Source organism: Elusimicrobiales bacterium, assembly GCA_041651175.1.
Classification (GTDB): domain Bacteria; phylum Elusimicrobiota; class Elusimicrobia; order Elusimicrobiales; family Elusimicrobiaceae; genus JAQTYB01.
The window spans coordinates 15162-32023 of record JBAZJT010000004.1; the positions used below are offsets into that span (position 1 = coordinate 15162).

14 protein-coding genes are annotated in these 16862 nt (G+C 61.6%); 6 read left to right on the plus strand and 8 right to left on the minus strand.

Annotated features, from left to right (window positions below):
* Positions 1-3: 3 nt before the first annotated feature.
* The 4 genes from dnaJ (at position 4) to WC421_03395 (ending at position 3934) form a co-directional block, all read left to right on the plus strand.
* On the plus strand, positions 4-1125 hold the full coding sequence (dnaJ, locus tag WC421_03380; GenBank protein ID MFA5161265.1) for a molecular chaperone DnaJ: 1122 nt from the start codon (positions 4-6) through the stop codon (positions 1123-1125).
* 1 nt (position 1126) lies between these two features.
* Positions 1127-1840 carry an RsmE family RNA methyltransferase gene (locus tag WC421_03385; protein ID MFA5161266.1) on the plus strand — a complete coding sequence of 238 codons (714 nt, stop codon included), beginning with the start codon at positions 1127-1129 and terminating at the stop codon, positions 1838-1840.
* Between the two features lie 4 nt (positions 1841-1844).
* The gene (locus WC421_03390) at positions 1845-3086 is read left to right on the plus strand and encodes a MiaB/RimO family radical SAM methylthiotransferase (protein ID MFA5161267.1); all 1242 of its coding nucleotides are present in this window, start codon (positions 1845-1847) and stop codon (positions 3084-3086) included.
* 77 nt (positions 3087-3163) lie between these two features.
* Positions 3164-3934 carry a hypothetical protein gene (locus tag WC421_03395; protein MFA5161268.1) on the plus strand — a complete coding sequence of 257 codons (771 nt, stop codon included), beginning with the start codon at positions 3164-3166 and terminating at the stop codon, positions 3932-3934.
* Between the two features lie 112 nt (positions 3935-4046).
* Here the strand turns inward: WC421_03395 and WC421_03400 are convergent, their stop codons facing one another.
* From WC421_03400 to WC421_03435, 8 genes are all read right to left on the minus strand, one after another.
* Positions 4047-4829, minus strand: coding sequence for an ADP-ribosyltransferase (locus WC421_03400; GenBank protein MFA5161269.1), 783 nt, complete (start codon positions 4827-4829; stop codon positions 4047-4049).
* Positions 4830-5006: 177 nt separating this feature from the next.
* On the minus strand, positions 5007-7001 hold the full coding sequence (locus WC421_03405) for an N-acetylmuramoyl-L-alanine amidase (protein ID MFA5161270.1): 1995 nt from the start codon (positions 6999-7001) through the stop codon (positions 5007-5009).
* Entirely contained in the window at positions 6998-7393 is a 396-nt protein-coding gene (locus WC421_03410) for a response regulator (GenBank protein MFA5161271.1), read from the minus strand. The genes WC421_03405 and WC421_03410 overlap by 4 nt, the downstream gene beginning before the upstream one ends.
* Entirely contained in the window at positions 7393-7743 is a 351-nt protein-coding gene (locus WC421_03415; GenBank protein MFA5161272.1) for an MGMT family protein, read from the minus strand. Before WC421_03415 ends, WC421_03410 begins: the two co-directional genes overlap by 1 nt.
* Positions 7740-8216 (minus strand): hypothetical protein, encoded by a 477-nt coding sequence (locus tag WC421_03420; GenBank protein ID MFA5161273.1) that lies wholly within the window; start codon positions 8214-8216, stop codon positions 7740-7742. Before WC421_03420 ends, WC421_03415 begins: the two co-directional genes overlap by 4 nt.
* Entirely contained in the window at positions 8213-9526 is a 1314-nt protein-coding gene (locus WC421_03425; protein ID MFA5161274.1) for an excinuclease ABC subunit UvrC, read from the minus strand. Before WC421_03425 ends, WC421_03420 begins: the two co-directional genes overlap by 4 nt.
* A complete protein-coding gene (locus WC421_03430) occupies positions 9507-10769 on the minus strand; it encodes a Fic family protein (protein MFA5161275.1) in 1263 nt (420 codons plus the stop codon). The genes WC421_03425 and WC421_03430 overlap by 20 nt, the downstream gene beginning before the upstream one ends.
* Positions 10770-10987: 218 nt before the next feature.
* Positions 10988-12238, minus strand: a complete 1251-nt coding sequence (locus WC421_03435) for a TIGR04013 family B12-binding domain/radical SAM domain-containing protein (protein MFA5161276.1) — start codon at positions 12236-12238, stop codon at positions 10988-10990.
* A 20-nt stretch (positions 12239-12258) separates the two neighbouring features.
* Between WC421_03435 and WC421_03440 the strand changes: the two genes are divergently transcribed.
* Together WC421_03440 and WC421_03445 are read left to right on the plus strand one after the other, a co-directional pair.
* Positions 12259-14370: a tetratricopeptide repeat protein gene (locus tag WC421_03440; GenBank protein ID MFA5161277.1), complete on the plus strand. Its 2112-nt coding sequence runs from the start codon at positions 12259-12261 to the stop codon at positions 14368-14370.
* Positions 14367-16802: a tetratricopeptide repeat protein gene (locus tag WC421_03445; protein MFA5161278.1), complete on the plus strand. Its 2436-nt coding sequence runs from the start codon at positions 14367-14369 to the stop codon at positions 16800-16802. Before WC421_03440 ends, WC421_03445 begins: the two co-directional genes overlap by 4 nt.
* The last annotated feature ends 60 nt before the right edge of the window (positions 16803-16862 follow it).

Sequence of the window (16862 nt, forward strand, 5' to 3'; positions counted from 1 at the left end):
TAAATGTCCGGCGAAGATTATTACAACCTGCTTGGCGTGCCGCGCAACGCGGACCCGGAAGAGATAAAAGCCGCCTACCGCAGGCTGGCGCTTAAATACCATCCCGACCGCAACCCCGGCAACCGCGATGCGGAAGAGCATTTCAAGCAGATAAACTCCGCCTACGAGGTCCTCTCGGACGGGGATAAGCGCGCCTCCTACGACCGTTTCGGCCATTCCGGCCCCGGCATGGGGGCGGATGCCGGCTTTGACGGTTTTTCCGGCGTGGACGTGAACGAGGTTTTCAGCAGCGTCTTTGAGAATATGTTCGCCGGCGCGGCGGGCGGCGGCTCGCGCAGAAGCCGCGCGCGCAGGGGCGCGGACCTGCGCCATGCCGTGGAAATAAGCCTGGAAGAGGCCGCCTCCGGCGTAAATCTGCCGCTTGAATACGAACGGGCCGAGTTTTGCCGCGCCTGTTCCGGCACCGGCGCAAAGCCGGGCCATCCGCTTAAAAAATGCCGGGCCTGCGGCGGCGCGGGGCGCATTCAGTTCGCGCAGGGCTTTTTCTCGCTTTCGCAGACCTGCCCGGAATGCGGCGGCGCGGGCGAGGTGATAACCAAACCCTGTCCCGATTGCGGCGGCGCGGGCCGCGTCCGGGCTAAGGCTTCGCTCACAATCAAAATCCCGCCGGGCATCGCCTCCGGCAACGTGCTGCGCGCCGCGCGCGGCGGCGACGCGGGCGACCGGGGCTCCGAAAACGGGGACCTCTACGTGGAAACGCATGTCAAAGAGCATCCCCGCTATCAGCGCGAGGGGAACGACCTGATTTACAAGCGCACCATCGCGTTCCCGCAGGCCGCGCTGGGCTGCGCCATGGAGGCGCCGCTTCTGGGCGGCGGGAAGGCGGAGGTTAAAATCCCCGCCGGGACGCAGCACGGCGCGACTATCCGGCTGCGCGGCATGGGCATGCCCCATCTGGGCGGCGGCGACCGCCGCGGCGACCTGCTGGTGCGCGTGGCGGTTGAGATTCCCCGGCAGCTGGGCGCGCGCGAGCGCGAACTGCTGGAGGAGCTTGCCAAAGTCATGCAGGCCGAAGAGGAAACCGGAAACGGGGGCGGATTTTTCAAAAAGGTTTTCGGAGGCTGATGTGAGCGGCCAGTATTATGTCCCGCCGGAGAACATAACCGCCGGCGGGTTTTTCGTTTCCGGCGGGCGGGCGCGGCATATCGCCGGCTCCATGCGGCTGAGAAAAGGCGACGAAATCACTATTTTTGACGGGACCGGAAATCAATGGCGGGCCAGGCTTTCCGCCGCCAACGCGGAAGAGGCGCGCGGCGATATTATGGAGAAGCTGCCCCCGCGCTCCCCATCGTGCCGGATAACCGTCTGCTTTGCGCCGGTGTCGCGCCAGTCAACGGAGCTGATGCTGGATTTGTGCGCGCAACTGGGCTGCTCGGCATTCGCGCCGGCGATAACCGCGCGCACGCAGTTTGACATAACCTCCCGCTGGGCGGAAAAATCCGTCCGCTGGCGCGAGGTGCTTATACAAAGCTGCTGCCAGTGCGGCGTGCCGCAAATACCGGAACTGCTGGCCCCGCGCCCGTTTTCCGCCGCCGTGAAAGATTTTGCAGGCGGCGTTGCGGCCATAGCCAGCCCGGGGGCCGGCCTTTCGCTGGCGGAGTTCTGCCGCAGCCGCGCCCCGCTTTCCGAAATAGCCGTTTTTATCGGCCCCGAAGGCGATTTCACGCCGCAGGAGTTGGAGCTGGCGCGCAGCGCAGGCATAACGCCGGCGGGGCTGGGTCCCTATATAATGCGCGCCGAAACCGCCTGCGCCGCCGCCTGCGCGCAAATCCTTCAATAGCCTGATGAAAATATATCTCAAGACATTCGGCTGCCGGGTGAATCAGGCCGAGACCCAGTCTTTGCGCGAGCGCATTTCCGCCGCCGGCCATGAGATATGCCGGCGGTTTGAGGAGGCGGACGCCGCCGTCATCAACGGCTGCGCCGTAACCGCCGGGGCAGACAAGGATTGCGCCCGGCTGCTGCGGCTTATAGCGCGGCGCAATCCGGGCTGCCGCATAATCGCCACGGGCTGTTACGCCTCGGTGTCGCCGCAGTCCGTGCTGGAAAACGCGCCGCGCGCGGAAATAATACCCAACCACCGCAAACAGGATATTCCGTCGGAATTTTTCGGCGCGGAGAAGGCGCCGGGTTTCGGCTGGCGCGCCTCCTCGCATCACGGGCGCAGCCGCGCCTTCGTAAAAATCCAGGACGGCTGCTCCGGCGGCTGCAAATACTGCATAGTGCCGCTGGCGCGGCCCCATGTCTCGTCCAAACCCGTTGAGGAGGCACTCTCCGAAATCGCGGCGCTGGCGGAGAACGGATACGGCGAAATAGTGCTTTCCGGCATCAATATCGGCTGCTACCGCTGCCCGCATACCGGCGCGCGGCTGGAGAATTTGCTGGGCGGGATATGGCGCGCGGGCGGGGATTTCAGGGTGCGGCTGTCTTCAATAGAGCCGCGCGACGTTTCGGACGGGCTCGTGGCCGCCGCGCTGGCGGGAGGGGACAGGTTCTGCGGGCATTTCCATATCCCGCTTCAGTCGGGCGCGGATACGGCGCTGCGCGCCATGGGCAGGAATTACGATTGCGCGTTTTACCTCTCCGTCCTGGAAAAAATCAAAAAGGCCTGGCCCGCCGCCGGGATATACAGCGACGTTATAGCCGGCTATCCGCAGGAAAGCGCGGCGGATTTTTCGGCAGGGCATGAATTCATCTCTGAAGCCGGTTTCGCGGGGCTGCATGTGTTCCGCTATTCGCCGCGCCCCGGCACCGCCGCCGCCGCGCTGAAACCGCTTGACCCGCGCACGACATTTGCCCGCGCCGAAAAGCTGCGCGCGCTGGACAAACAATTGCGCCGCGCCTTTGCCGCCGCGCTGGTCGGGTCAACGCAGCTTGTAACCGTGGAAACCTGCAAAAACGGCGCGGCCTGCGGCATCACGGGGAGTTTTGTGAATGTCGCGCTGGACGGAAATCCCGGCTCGCCGCTTGCGCGGGTAAAAATCCTCTCCGCCTCCGAAGGCCGCTGCCGCGGCGTTGTCATATAGGCCCTCCGGCCCTTCCCCGGCATTTCCCGTTTCGCGTAAACTTGATGTGGAACAAAATCGCTCCGAGAGGTGTGGGTATGAAAAAAACCGCAGTATCGCTGCTGGCCGCGCTGGCATTCGCGCTTCCCGCGTGCGCCGGAATTATGTCCGACCTGCTTTGCCTGTCCGGCCTGAAATCGCCGGAACAGCCGCCGGATGCCGCCATGCGCGCGGACGCCGGGCTTGAACTGGCCCCCATGCTGGATGACTATCTGATTACCGACGCCGTGTTCCAGACCACAAAGGAAAAGGCACATGTCTCTTTTGCCAAGGTGCCCAACTGCGCCGGAGGCGGCAATTGCGAGGATACCCAGTATTTCGCCATGTTCAGGACGGATTCCGGGGCGGTTTACGGCGCGAATCTTTATAATATCGCCAATTACGGCATTTTCAAATCCGGGCAGAAGGATATTTACTTTGACGGCCCCGGAAACCCTGTCTATACGGTCAAGCTGATGGTGGAGGACACCGACAACACCGACCGGCAGATCATTACCGTAACCCGGAACGGGCGCCAGGTTTTCGGCATGACCATAACCCAAATCCTCGCCGCGCGCGACAGGCGGGCCCGCCGTGTTTCGCTGGACAGGCAGTATATGGTGTTTCTGTCGCACGGGATTACGCAGGACGCAAACCACGAGCTTGTGATATCCCCTTCCAAATCCATGCTCACCTTCCTGCCGGCGCAGAAAACCGACGAGTATATCATGATAAACGCCAACGCGCTTTCGGAGAAGGCGACGGCCATCCCCCAGCTTGGCGGCTGGAAACTGGCGGTGAAAGACGGCAGGCTTTTGATGACGAAGTAACCCGCGTTTGAAATCCGCCGCCCCGCGCCGCCGGCGCGGGGCGGCTTGTTTAACCTGAAAGTTTCAGGTTAAGGTTGCGGCAGGAGGTTTTCTTTCGCGCAAAAGCGGGATTTTATTGCGGCAGTTCATGCAGCGTGAACTGATACCGTCTTTCCCTGCCGCCGGATTTCAGACCGATTTCCTGGGAAGTTTCCTTGACCACCGCAAATCTGGAGCCGGGCCTGAACAGAACTTCATCCTCGTTTCGCATTATGGATATGCCCTCAAGCGATTTGGCGGTAAGGGCATGTATTTTAAGCACAATATCGCTTTCGGATATTATTTGCCGCCGCGTCGCCTGATTGGTGACGCGGCTTGCGCTTAAAAATCCCCGCGTAATAAAGGGCCTGCGCTGCGCCATGGCCGCCCTGTATTCGCCGGCGCGCCGCTCAACGGTTGCACAGTCGGAATTGCCGCCGGACGCCAGTTTGTAGAAATCCGCGCGTATCACCCCGCCTTTGTAATCGGGGAGTTTGTTTATTCCGGAAAGCAGAAGTTTTATCGTGCTTATCTCGCCGGGACTGTCCGGCAGTCTTCCGTGCCAGAGCGGGGAGTTGATGTATTTGTATATGCTGCCGGTATAGGCCATGACAGCCGCAAGCTCTTCCGGCAGCATTATCCGCAGCGCGGGGTTCATTGCCTGTCGTGCGACAGCCTGCTCCCGCGCCGGAGAATCGCGCCAGGGTCCAAAATCCGCTTCGCCGGCCTGGTAGCCGCTCAGCGGCGCGCCGTTTGAAAGGGCGAGGCAACCCTGCGCGTTGATGACCAGTTCCTGCGCGCGCGCCGCGGCGGCCAGCAGAACCGCATACAGAAATACCAGCCATGTTTTGCGAAAAAACCCGTTTGTGCAGATCATATTATCTTGCGAGTTTCTGATGTCCGGCTTCGTTCGGCTGCCTCATAAAAATTGTAGCACCATTCTTCCGATACGGCATGGGCCCTCTGGTCTGATGCAGCGGACCCTATTTCGCGGTTTTTCGCCGAATCCCGCGGCCAACTGAAATTTTCAGGTTAATGTGCGGTCGAATTGCGGCTATTTGCGCTCTTCCGTCCGGGCCGGAAGCGGCGCCGGCGTTTTTTCCTTGGGCGCCGCGTTTACCCTGAGGGAACCGGCGGAGAATTTTTTCGCCGCGCCGGACTTGGCGCGCGACGGAGCCGGTTTGGCAGCCCCTGCTTTGACAGCCTGTGATTTGGCCCGGCGGGGTTTTTCCTTTGCGGCAACCGGCGCAGCCGCGCGGGGCTTATCGGATGAAACCGTCCTGGCCGCGGCATGGCGCGGCTTGGCGGTCGCGGCCTCACGCTGCGGCGGCGCGGCGAAAAGCGCGGTTACAGCTTCGGCTATGGCGCGGGCCAGCTTGTCGCGGAAGCCGGCGTCCATCACCATGGCCTCCTGCTCCGGCAGCACCATGTAGACATTCTCTATCAGGATGGACGGCATCTGCGTCAGCCGCGCCACATGGTAATCGCCGTAACGCAGCCCCTCGTCCGGCAGGGGGATATTTTTCCGATAGGAAGAGTAAACCGCGCGGGCCAGGTCCATGCCCTGCTGATGGTAGAAGTAGACCGAAAAACCCCTGTCGCCGCCAAGCGGGCTGACGCCGTCGGGCAGGGCGTTATTGTGTATGGAGATGTAGATGTCGCTTTTGGCGCGGGCGGCTATGCGCGGACGCTCGGCCAGAGGGATTTGCTCGCTACCGTAACGCGTCAGATCCACATTGGCGCCCAGCAGGCCCAGAGCCTGCGCCGTCTGTTTGGCGATTGCCAGATTGGCCTCAAATTCGTAATAGCCGGAAGGGCCTATCGCGCCGTCCAGCGGCGGCGTGTATTTGGGAGAATGCCCCGGGTCCAGCATTATTTTAAGCCCTTCAAGCGGGCGGCGCGCGGTGGCGGCGGAAAGGACGGGCTTGCCGCGCAGCTCCAGCGAAAACCCGCTTCCGTTCCAGCTCATGTCATAGCCCCAGAGCTTTTCGGCCAGATTGACGGTGATGCGCGCCGTCTGCGGGTCAAGCTGTTTCCAGCGCACGTCGCGCACTATGGCGTCCGACGAATCGTAGACGACCCATTGCATGTTGGCGGCGGTGTAGTAAAACGTAACCTCCAGCGCGCCATCGCGCTCGTCCACGGCGTATGGGACGTTGCGGGAGAGGTCTATGTTGAGCCTGGAGGAGCGGTTCCCCGCCTTTATGAATATGCTGCCCATGGCGGCATGCGGCGGCGGGGTGCCTTCCGGCAGAAAGCGGAGCTTGGATTCCTCCACAAGGCCGGACTCGGCATCGTTGAGCCGTATGCGGTAGAGGCCGCCTATCTTCGCGTCGGCGGAGCCGCGCGTGCCGGGCTGGAGGAACATGAAATACCCGCGCGCGTCGGTGCGCAGCGGAATGGTGTCGGTGGAGCATTCCACCTCCCAGCGGCGTCCGCGCAGCGCGGTCAGCCTTCCTTTGGCGGCGTATCTGGCGGTTTTGCCGTTCTTTTCAAAGCGGAATCTTATCTCCGCGTTTTCCGCCGCGTCTTCGGCAAGCAGTTGATACGCGCCGTAATACATCCCGCCCGGAGATTCGGCCATGGGGATATTTTTCGCGACGCCCCGTATGGAGAAAGAGGCTTTCGCCCCCTCGCCGGCCCGCGCGGAGACCGTTACCCAGTCCCCCGGCTGGAGCGCGATGTCGGAGGAGGGCAGCAGCGACGTCTCGTCCGCCCCGGGACCGTCGGCGGAGAGTTTCGCGGGCGTTTCCACAACCACATTGCGCACGAAGGAATGGACCGTCGTCCCGTCGTTAAGCTCCAGCCTGTACTGGAAATTGCCGGGGCCAAGCGGCAGGAAAGCTATGAAAGTCCCGCCGGGGTGGACCGTCACATTCTCGCCGTTTATGGCCAGCGAGGCGGTGGACGGGGAGACATTGCCAAAAATAAAATTGTTTTTCACCGGCGGAATTTTCGCGCCCTCGTAGGGATAGATGACGTTTACCGTCTGCGCGCAGGCCGCGCGGCAGAAAGCGGCCAGCAGCGCGGCAGCAATGGCCTTTGTCATAAATTCTCCTCCGGCGGCTTGAACGGAAGCTTTATCTCCATCTGTTTTATGCGGGTCAGAAGCTGGTTTTTGGTGAACGGCTTGGGCAGATACTCGTCCGCGCCGATTTCCATGCCTTTAAGCGCGCTCATCGCGTCGGCGCGTATGGTGAGCAGCATTACCGGGATGGAGGCCAGTTTCCTGTTGCCGCGTATTTTATGCAGCAGTTGGTAGCCGTCCAGCCCCGGCATATTGATGTCGGAGAGCACCATGTCCACCGGCTCGTTCAAAAGCACCTGGAGCGCGTATTCCGCGTCCTGCGCGATTATGACGCTGTAGCCGCCGCCCTCCAGCACAATCTTGAGCAGTTCCAGTATGCTTCTGTCGTCATCCACCACCAGAACCGTAAGCATTATTGAACCTCGGCCTCCAGCAGTTGTTTTTTGCGCTTCAATCCGCCCGCGCCGGAAAAGCCGCCCAGCCCCCCGCCGGAAGAGACGACGCGATGGCACGGCACATGCGGCCAGAAGGGGTTTTTGGACAGAGCCTGCCCCACCGCCCGCGCCGCCTTCGGCGAGCCGACGTCCCGCGCAATCTCGCCGTAGCTGCGGGTGCAGCCTCTGGGGATGGCGGCGCAGGCCAGCCACACCTTCCGGTAAAAAGGAGGATACTCCTCCAGCGCGGACAGGACGCGCTTTGGCAGCGCGGGCCGCGCCGGCTGCGCTGCGGGGGGAAGTTTTTTTGTCAGGCGCAGCAGCGTCATTTGTTTACGGAGATTATCTCGGCCTCGTAATCCAGGGTTTTGCCGGCAAGCGGATGGTTGCAGTCCAGCACGATATGCTTTCTGCCGGTGTCTTTAATCACGCAGGCCAGCTTTTTGCCGTCGCTGGTGGCGGCTTCCATCTTGTCGCCTGTAACCGGCTTGCGATCTTTTGGCACAAGCGACATGGCGACTTCATGCACCAGTTCCTTCTGGTACGGATACGCCTTTTCAGGCGGAAGATGCAGCTTGAAAACGGCCCCGGCGGTTTTTCCGGCAAGCTCGGTCTCCAGCGCGGGCGGCAGCCCGCACGAACCGTAAGAACAGGAGACTACTTTGGCCTCCACGAATTTCCCGGCGCTGTAGAGCGAGTATTTAAGCTCCACCCGCGCGCCCGTTTCCACCACCGGTTTGCGGCAGCCGTACAGCGCCATGGCTTGCGCCAGCGCGGCGGAAAATATGATTAGTTTTTTCATAAATCCTCTGCGAGTTTTCTGCTCCTCAGCCATCTATGATACTTTATTCCGAAGCGGTGCGCCTCGTCGCGCACGGCCATCAGCAGCCGCAGCGCGGGGCTGGCGCGGTCCAGCACAACCGGCCCGCGCCGGCCCGGGACGAATATCTCCTCCCGCTCCTTGGCAAGGGAGATTATAGGAATTCTGACGCCCTGCCCGCTCGCCGCGCGGCAGGCGGCGGCAAGCTGGCCCATGCCGCCGTCTATAAGCAGCAGGTCGGGGAAAGGCCCGCCCTCCGCTTTCAGCCGGGCGAGGCGGCGGCCCGTAATCTCGGCTATCATGGCGAAATCGTCGCCGCCGCGCGCCGGCGCCGGGGTTTTGATTTTGAAGCGGCGGTAATGCGCGCGGTTGGGCTTTCCGGCAATAAAACAGACCATGCTGCCCACGGGCTGCCTGCCGAAAAGATGCGAGGTGTCAAACCCCTCTATATGCACCGGCGGGCGGGCAAGGCCGATATGCCGTGCCAGCTCCGCGGCGGCGGCGGAGGTTTCCATCTCGCGCTCAAGCTGCCCGGGCCCCACGCGGCTTACCCGCGCGCGCTGGCCCATATGCTCCACCGCGCGCGCCAGGTCGCGGTAAAGCCCGGCCTCCTCGTAGCGCATGGCGGCGGCGGAATTTTTCATCCGGGCGGAAAACCGCTTCAGCAGCGTCCCCAGCCTTCCCTCCAGAATCATGGCGGCGCGGCGGACTATTTTGAGGTAATCCGCCCGGCTGATTTTGCCGGCGCAGGGCGCGGGGCATTGCCCGGTGTGGAAATACAGGCAGCCGTTTATCCTGCGCGTGTCCAATGGTTTGGACAGCGAAAATTCCCATTTGCACGGCCTGAGCGGCAGCAGCCGGCTGCGCCAGAAATAGCGCAGCAGCCTTTTTATGCCCGCCGCGTCCGGGTAGGGGCCGTAGTATTTCCCGCCGCCGCTTTTGCGGCGCACGGCCAGAATGCGCGGGAAATCCTCGTCCGTGATTTTGATATACGGGTAGGATTTGTCGTCCTTCCACATGCTGTTGAAAAACGGCTGGTGGAGCCTGATGAGTTTGCGCTCCAGCACAAGCGCGTCACGCTCGCTGTCGCAGACGATGCAGTCTATCTTTCGGATAAGCGGCACTAGGGCCGGGGTTTTCCAGTCCCCCGCCGCGCGCGAGGCCTGGAAATACTGCGCCACCCGCGCGGCCAGACTGTTGGCCTTGCCGATGTATATTATCTTCCCGGCGGCGTCGCGCATGATATAGACGCCCGGCGCCGCCGGCAGGTTTTTATAGGGTATGGTCTGCATCGGCCTGCAATTTGGCCTCAAACCCTTCCGAGGCGATGAACACATAGTTTCTGCCGCTTTTTGTTTTCAGCATAAGCCCGCGCTTTGCCAGATCCATAAGGTCGGCATAGGCGGTGCCGTATGCGACGTTCTGAATTTGCGCGTGCCTCCGTATCGCATATATTCTGCCGGGCTTTTTCAGCGCGTCGCCGAGTATTTCCCGCTGCCTGTGGTTGAGCCCTGGAAACTTCCGCAGCATGCCGGCGGAACGGGCGGCCTCCTCGTTTTTTCTGGCTATATGGCGCATTATCTCGCTGGCCGCGTCATGTATGACGCGCAGATTGTACATGATGAAATAAGTGGCGTCGCCGCCGTCCAGCTCGGAATGCAGGAAAGCGCGCATGTACTGCCCGGAGCTTTTGAGGACTATGCGCGAAATGGAAATATATTCAAAAGGCGAGTAGCCGCTGCGCAGCATGTGCCAGTAGAATATCGCCCGCGCCGTCCTGCCGTTGCCGTCCACGAAAGGATGGTCGTAGCCTACCCAGAAATGCAGCAGAATGGCTTTAACGACCGGATGCATGAACTCGGAATCATCATTGGCGAAGGCTATCAGCCTGTTCATCCTCTCTTCAAGCTCCGCGCCGGAAGGCGGGGTGTGCAGAATGGTGCCTTCCCCGTCAAAAACTTTGACATCGTCGTCTTCCGGGCTGCGCCTGAATCTGCCCGAATCCGCGGGGGTGTCAAGAGTGCCTTCGGTAACTATTGAATGCAGCCGCCTGATGGCCTCAACAGTCAGCGACGCATCCTTGAGGTTTCTCCGTATTTCCTCAATCGCCCTGTAATTGTTGACCACCATTTGCTCATGCCTGTTGGCCGGAGCGCGGTTGGAACGCAGCATTTCCTTGGCCTCTTTTCTTGTAACGGCGGCCCCTTCTATCTGGCTGGACGCGATGGCCTCTTCCATAAGGGAACTGATTATGTATCGGATTCTCTCCTCGCGCGAAGGCATCCCCTCCAGCCGGGCGCTGACAGCGGAATTCCTGTCAATGAGATGCAGCCATTCCTGCGCCTGTTCGGGAAGCCAGTACGAAAAATGCCGCCCCCCCCTGTCGCGAAGCGGGAATTCCCTTGCCTGTCCGAATGAATATATTTTCCTCGCAGCCCATGCTTTTTCGGCGGATATGCCCGCCGGCATCGGCAATTGTCTGAATTGCTCCCAATAGTAGTATTTCCTGTTCCATTCTTTCAGCGCAACTTTCATTTCAGGATTGGACAGAATATTCAAACCGGTCCTTAACAGTATGTCGTTAATTGTTGGCGGCGGCACTGGAAGTTTCATATGTTATCAGTTTATATCAAATTGATACCATTGTCAACATCATCATCCTTTTACAACAAAATGTGCTTTGAAAACACGCAGTTTGTATTCTTGTCAATTATTTAATAACAATACATATCAAATTAAAACTAATTGATAAACTAAACACCCTTATTGCAAATGCTTCGCTGATTTATCCAATCCCCGAACAATGCGCCGGTTCCGTTTAGTTTGCGTATCACCGGCTCATAACAGTCAAGCGAAGGGGAGGGACGCTCGTTCTCAAACGCGGTTCCGGGCAGCGGCATGAAGGTGTGCGCGTGTATGCGCGCGCCCATGCGGGCCAGCTCCTCCATGCAGCGCGCGCTGGCGGCGGCGTCAGCCTCCGTCTCGCCGGGCAGGCCGAAGATGAAATCCACATTCGCCTTCAGTCCGGCCCTGACGGTTATCTCCGCCGCGCGCATGAAATCCTCCGGGGTATGTCCGCGCCCGCAGGCCGCCAGCAGGGACGGGCTTGCGGTCTGCGCGCCGATGACTATGTTATCGTTGTCGCAAAACCGCCTTACAAGGGCTATGGTTTCCGCCGTAACATGCTCCGGCCTGACCTCCGACGGGAAGGATCCGAAAAACACTTTGCCCCCGCCCGGATGCAGCGCGCCGGAAAGCCCCGCCAGCAGATTTTCCAGCGCGGGAAGGTTCAGCGCCCTCCCGTCCGGCGAGCCGTAGGCGAAAGCATCCGGCGTAATGGCGCGGAAATGCGTCAGCCCGCGCGCCGCCAGCGCAGCTGACGCGGCCAACACCGCCTCCGCCCCCCGGTGGCGCATTTTCGCGCCGAAATATCCGGAGGTGCGGCAGAATTTGCAGGCATTGGGGCAGCCGCGCGTTATCTCCACCGCGCCGAAAATATCGCGTGGAAACGATACCGGCGGGTATTTGTCCAGATCAACCGCCGGCGGCGGCGCATTGGAAACAAGCCGCCCGCCTTCCAGATGCGAAATTCCGGGCAGCGCGCGCCAGTCGCCGCCGCAGGCGAGGGTTTTAAGCAGCGCGGGGAACGTGGCCTCGCCCTCGCCGGAGATAACGGCGTCAAAGCCGCGCTCCAGCATCTCGCGCGGGCGGGCCGAGGCATGCACCCCCCCTGCGGCAAGCAGGACTTTTCCCCCCGCCGTCGCTTTGGCGGCGGCTGCCAGCCCGCAGGCCTCTTTCGCCTGGAATGTAAAGAACGTGAAAGCCGCGACCAGCGGCTTTGCGCCGGAAGCGGTTTGGAGCGCGGCCTGGAACTCCGCCGCGTTTGCGGCGCGCAGCAGCCTCCAGCCGGAGAGTTCCGGCTCGGTATCCAGCGCGCCCGCCAGCGCGCAGAGCGTGTTCTTGTTCTGCGGCGGACAGAAGAATATAAGCGTCGGCGACGTCATAAAATGTAGAATCACATGATATGAAAATAGGGTTCCCGGCTGCGATGATTGCGGCCCTGCTGGCGACGGCGGCGGTTTTGTTCATGCCGGCGGTCAGCGCGGATTTCACCAACTGGGACGACGATGTTTATATCACAAACAACCCGCTTGTCCGGGATTTTTCCGCAGAAAACGTAAAACTGGCGTTTTCCTCCGCGCACAAGGGGCTCTACAAGCCGCTGACGCTGCTGAGCTTTGCCGCCGAGCATAAGCTGTTCGGCCTCAATCCCGCGGCCTATCACGCGGACAATCTGATTCTTCATCTGTGCAACTGCCTGCTGGCGGGAAGACTGGCATTCCTGCTTGCCGGGACGGAGGCGGCATTTGCCGCCGCGCTGCTGTTCGGCGTGCATCCGATGCATGTGGAATCCGTCCTCTGGCTGGCCGAGCGTAAAGACCTGCTTTACACCATGTTTTTCCTGCTGTCCGTGCTGGCGTATATGGAATACCGCCGCGCAGGCTCGCGTCTTTGCCATGCCGCGTCGGCGGCGGCGCTGGCGCTTTCCATGATGTCCAAGCCGCAGGGCTTCATGCTGCCCGCCGCGCTTGTGCTTGTTGACTGGCTGCAGGGGCGCAGATTTACGCTGAAGGACAAAATACCGCATATCATCCTGGCGGGCGGATTTCTGGCGGCGGCATTATTTTCGGTAAACAAGGCGGACGCGCTGTTCCGGCGGCCCGGTTTCACCGTGTTTGACAATTTCTGCGTCGGCTGCTACGGACTGCTGTGCTATGTGCGGCGGTTTTTCCTGCCTTTTGACCTGGCGGCGGTGTATCCCTATCCGCAGAAGGCCGGCGGCTGGCTGCCGCCGGTGTTTGTGGCCGCGCCGCTTGCCGCGGCGGCGGTCGCTGCGGGGGCGTTATGGCTGTGGCGCGCGAACAGGCGCGTCATTTTCGGAATTCTGTTTTTTCTGGCTGCGCTGCTGCCGGGGCTGCAATTTTTGCCGGTAAGCCCCAGCGTCGCCTTTGACCACTATTCGTATCTGGCCTATTTCGGGCTGTTTTTTGCGGCGGCGGAGCTGCTGGCGCATTCCCCTAAAGGCCGCGCCGTGCTGCTGGCGGCGGCGCTGGCGCTGGCGTTTGCGGCGCGGGAACGCGCTTTCGCCTGGCAGAACAGCCTGACTCTCTGGAACGACGAATTATCCAAATACCCGGGAGAGCCTATAGCCCTCAACAACCGCGCGCTGGCGTATCTGCGGCTGGGCGAGACAAAGGCCGCCCTTTCCGACGCCGGCGCCGCCATAGCCGCCGAGCCGGGCGAGGGGCGCAACCTGCTCACGCGCGGGCTCATTCACGAAACCGCGGGCAGCCCGGGCAAAGCCATGGCGGACTACAACCGCGCGCTGGAAATAAACCCGAATCTGCCCGAGGGATACATAAGCCGCGGCAATTTGCTGCGGGACGGCGGGGATTTGCGCGCCGCCTTTGCCGATTACGCGCGCGCCGCCCGGCTTAGCCCGGAGCCGGACGGGGCATACAACAACATGGGCAACTGCGCCTTCAAGCTGGGGCAGCGCGACAAGGCGCTGGAATTTTACGGCGCCGCGCTGAAACTTAATCCCAATTACGCCGACGCCTGGTTCAACAAAGGCCAGATCTGCCTTGCCCGGGGGGAGCTGCAATGCGCGGAGCACGGTTTTTCGCGCGCGCTGAGGCTGGAACCGCTCAACTCCGGCGCGCTGGCGCTGCGCGCGCAGGCCCGGCTGAGAAGCGGGGATTTCCGCGCCGCGCTCGGCGATTACGAGGCGGCTTCCGCGTCCGGCGGCGGGAACGCTGATATTTTTTCCGGCATGGGCGCGGCGCGGCTGCGGCTTGGCGACGCGGAGGGCGCAGTCGCCGCATTCTCGCGCGCGGCGGAGCTGGAGCCGCGCTCCGCCGCCGCGCATTACAATCGGGGGCAGGCATTTCTGGCGAAAGGGGACTGCGCCGCCGCCCTGGCGGATTATTCGCGCGCCGTAAAACTGGACCCGCATTACGATAAAGCCGTCTCCGCGCGGGAGCAGGCCCGGAAAAACCCCGCCTGCGCCGGGCAACCCGCCGCAAAAGCGGAACGCGCAATCCGTTCCTCCGTTATCCGGGAGCAGGTCCGATGAAAAATTTCAATGTCAAAACCGCGCTGGCGGCTGTGCTGCTGATAACCGGAATCTCGCTGTCGCCGGTGATGAAAGCCGGGTTTGTAAACTGGGACGACGACTCCTATGTCGTCGCCAATCCCAGGATAGTGCAGCTTGACGCGCAGAACGTCAAGGCGATGTTTACCACCTTCCACCGGGGGCTTTACAAGCCGGTAACGATGCTGAGCCTCGCGCTGGACTACAAAATAGCGGGACTCAACCCGAAGATGTACCACGCCACCAATCTGGCGCTGCATCTGGCAAACTGCGCGCTGGTGTTATTTATAGGGCTGGAACTGGGAATGGGGGTGTGGGCCGCTTTTTTCTTCGCGCTGTTTTTCGGCATTCACCCCATGAACGTGGAATCCGCCGCCTGGGTGTCAGAGCGCAAGGAAGTGCTGCACGGGATGTTCTTCCTGTCGGCGTTTTACTCCTACCTGCGCTGGCGGGCGGGCGGCGGCAGGGCGCTATTGGCATTGTCTCCGCTGCTGTTTGCCGCGGGGATGATGGTAAAGCCGCAGGGACTGTTCCTGCCCGTCGCGCTGCTGATTGCTGACTGGGCGAAACGGCGGAAACTCTCTCTTGCCGACAAAATCCCGCTGTTTGCCGTGTCGCTGGGGTTTGGCGCCCTGGCGTTTTACACCCTGCATTCCGCCAATATGCAGGTGCAGAGCGCCAGCTTCGGCCTCTGGCAGAGCATCTGCATAGCCGCGCATTCGCTGCTGGCCTATACTTTCCGTTTCGCAATGCCGGCGGGACTGTCGGCCATGTATCCGCGCCCCAATCCGGGAACGGCGCTGCCGTGGGATTACCTGCTGTCCCCGTTTGCCGCGCTGTTAGTATGGGCGGGGCTGTTTTACGTCGCCAGAAAAGACAGGCGCGCCGTCGCCGGGCTGCTGTTTTTCCTGGCGGGAACCGGGCCGCAGCTTCAGTTTTTCGCCACGTTGCCCAATATCACTTTTGACCATTACGCCTATATCCCCTATCTGGGGCTTTTGTGCGCCGCAATTGCAGCGGCGGAAAATATCATAGCCGCCAGCCCGCGGCTGAAAAGCCGCGTTTTCGCGCTTGCCGGCGCGGCGGCGCTTGTGTTGGCCGGCATGTCCTTCGCGCGCGCGCGGGTATGGCAGGATTCGCTAAGTTTGTGGAGCGACGTGCTTTCCAAGCATCCGAACAGCATTTACGCCTGGGCCAATTTCTCCAACGCGCGCGCCGCGCTGGGCGACAATGCGGGCGCGGAAGCGGCCATAAACACGGGCATGAAGGTAACGCCCAAAACGCAGCTTGAGGAAGCCTCGCTGATAATTCAGCGCTGCGGGCTGAAAATCGCGCGCGGCGACTTTGAAGGCGGCGAGGCGGACTGCCGGCGCGGAATCTCCATCTCGCCCTACAATATCGCGGCATGGCAGAATCTGGGCGTGCTGCATGCCGAACGCAAAAATTACACCGCCGCGCTGATAGCCATTAAAACCGCCGCCGCCATGAGTCCCCGCGCAGCCGATGTAATAGGGCGGCTGGCCGGCATATACGAGCTTATGGGCGACACCGAAACGGCCCGCGCCGCGTATCTGCACGCGCTGGAACTGAACCCGGAATACGCCGGCGCGCGCAAAGCGCTGGTGGCGATGCTCTCCAAGTCCGGCGGGGACGATTTGCGCCGCTGGCTGGCAGAACACAGCGGCATTGATCCGAACTCCCCGCCCGCATATCTGGAAAGCGGAAAAACGCTTCTTGAAAACGAAAATTTCCGGCAGGCGGCGGAAGATTTGTCGCAGGCAATAAATCTCGGCTACGGCGGCGCGCAGGCCTACGCGATGCGCGGCGCGGCCTACGGCGCGCTTAAAATGACCGATAATTCGCTGAAGGATTACGAATCCGCCATCGCCGCCCAGCCGGATTTCATAGACGCCTATTACAACCGGGGCTTTATGTTCATAGCCATGCGCCGCTACGGCGACGCGCTGCGCGACATGAACAAAGTGCTAAGCCTCAAGCCGGATTCCGGCGGGGCTTACCTCAACCGCGGCGGCATATACCTTTCCACCGGCAAACCCGCCGAGGCCGCCGCCGATTTCAGCCGCGCCATAGAGCTGGGCTACGGCCTGTCCGCCGCGCTTAGCAACCGCGCCATAGCCTATATGGCCATGGGCAAAGGCCCCGAAGCCATGGCCGACCTCAACCGCGCGCTTTCCAGGAATCCCTATGATTTCAAGGCGCTTGTAAACCGCAGCGCGGTAAGCCTGCGCCTGGGCGACGCCGCCCGATCGCTTGCCGACGCGCAAGCCGCGGTTAAAATCAAACCCGGCGACCGCGCCGCGCAGGACGCGCTAAAGCGCGCCCGCGCCGCCGGCAAAAAAGCGGGCAATGCCGCCGCGCGCGCAAGCGCAGCGCCCCGCGCCGCCGGCGGATAGCTATCCCGCGAAACTTGATGTATACTATAATTGCAGCAGCCAATCTATTAAAGGAGGCTT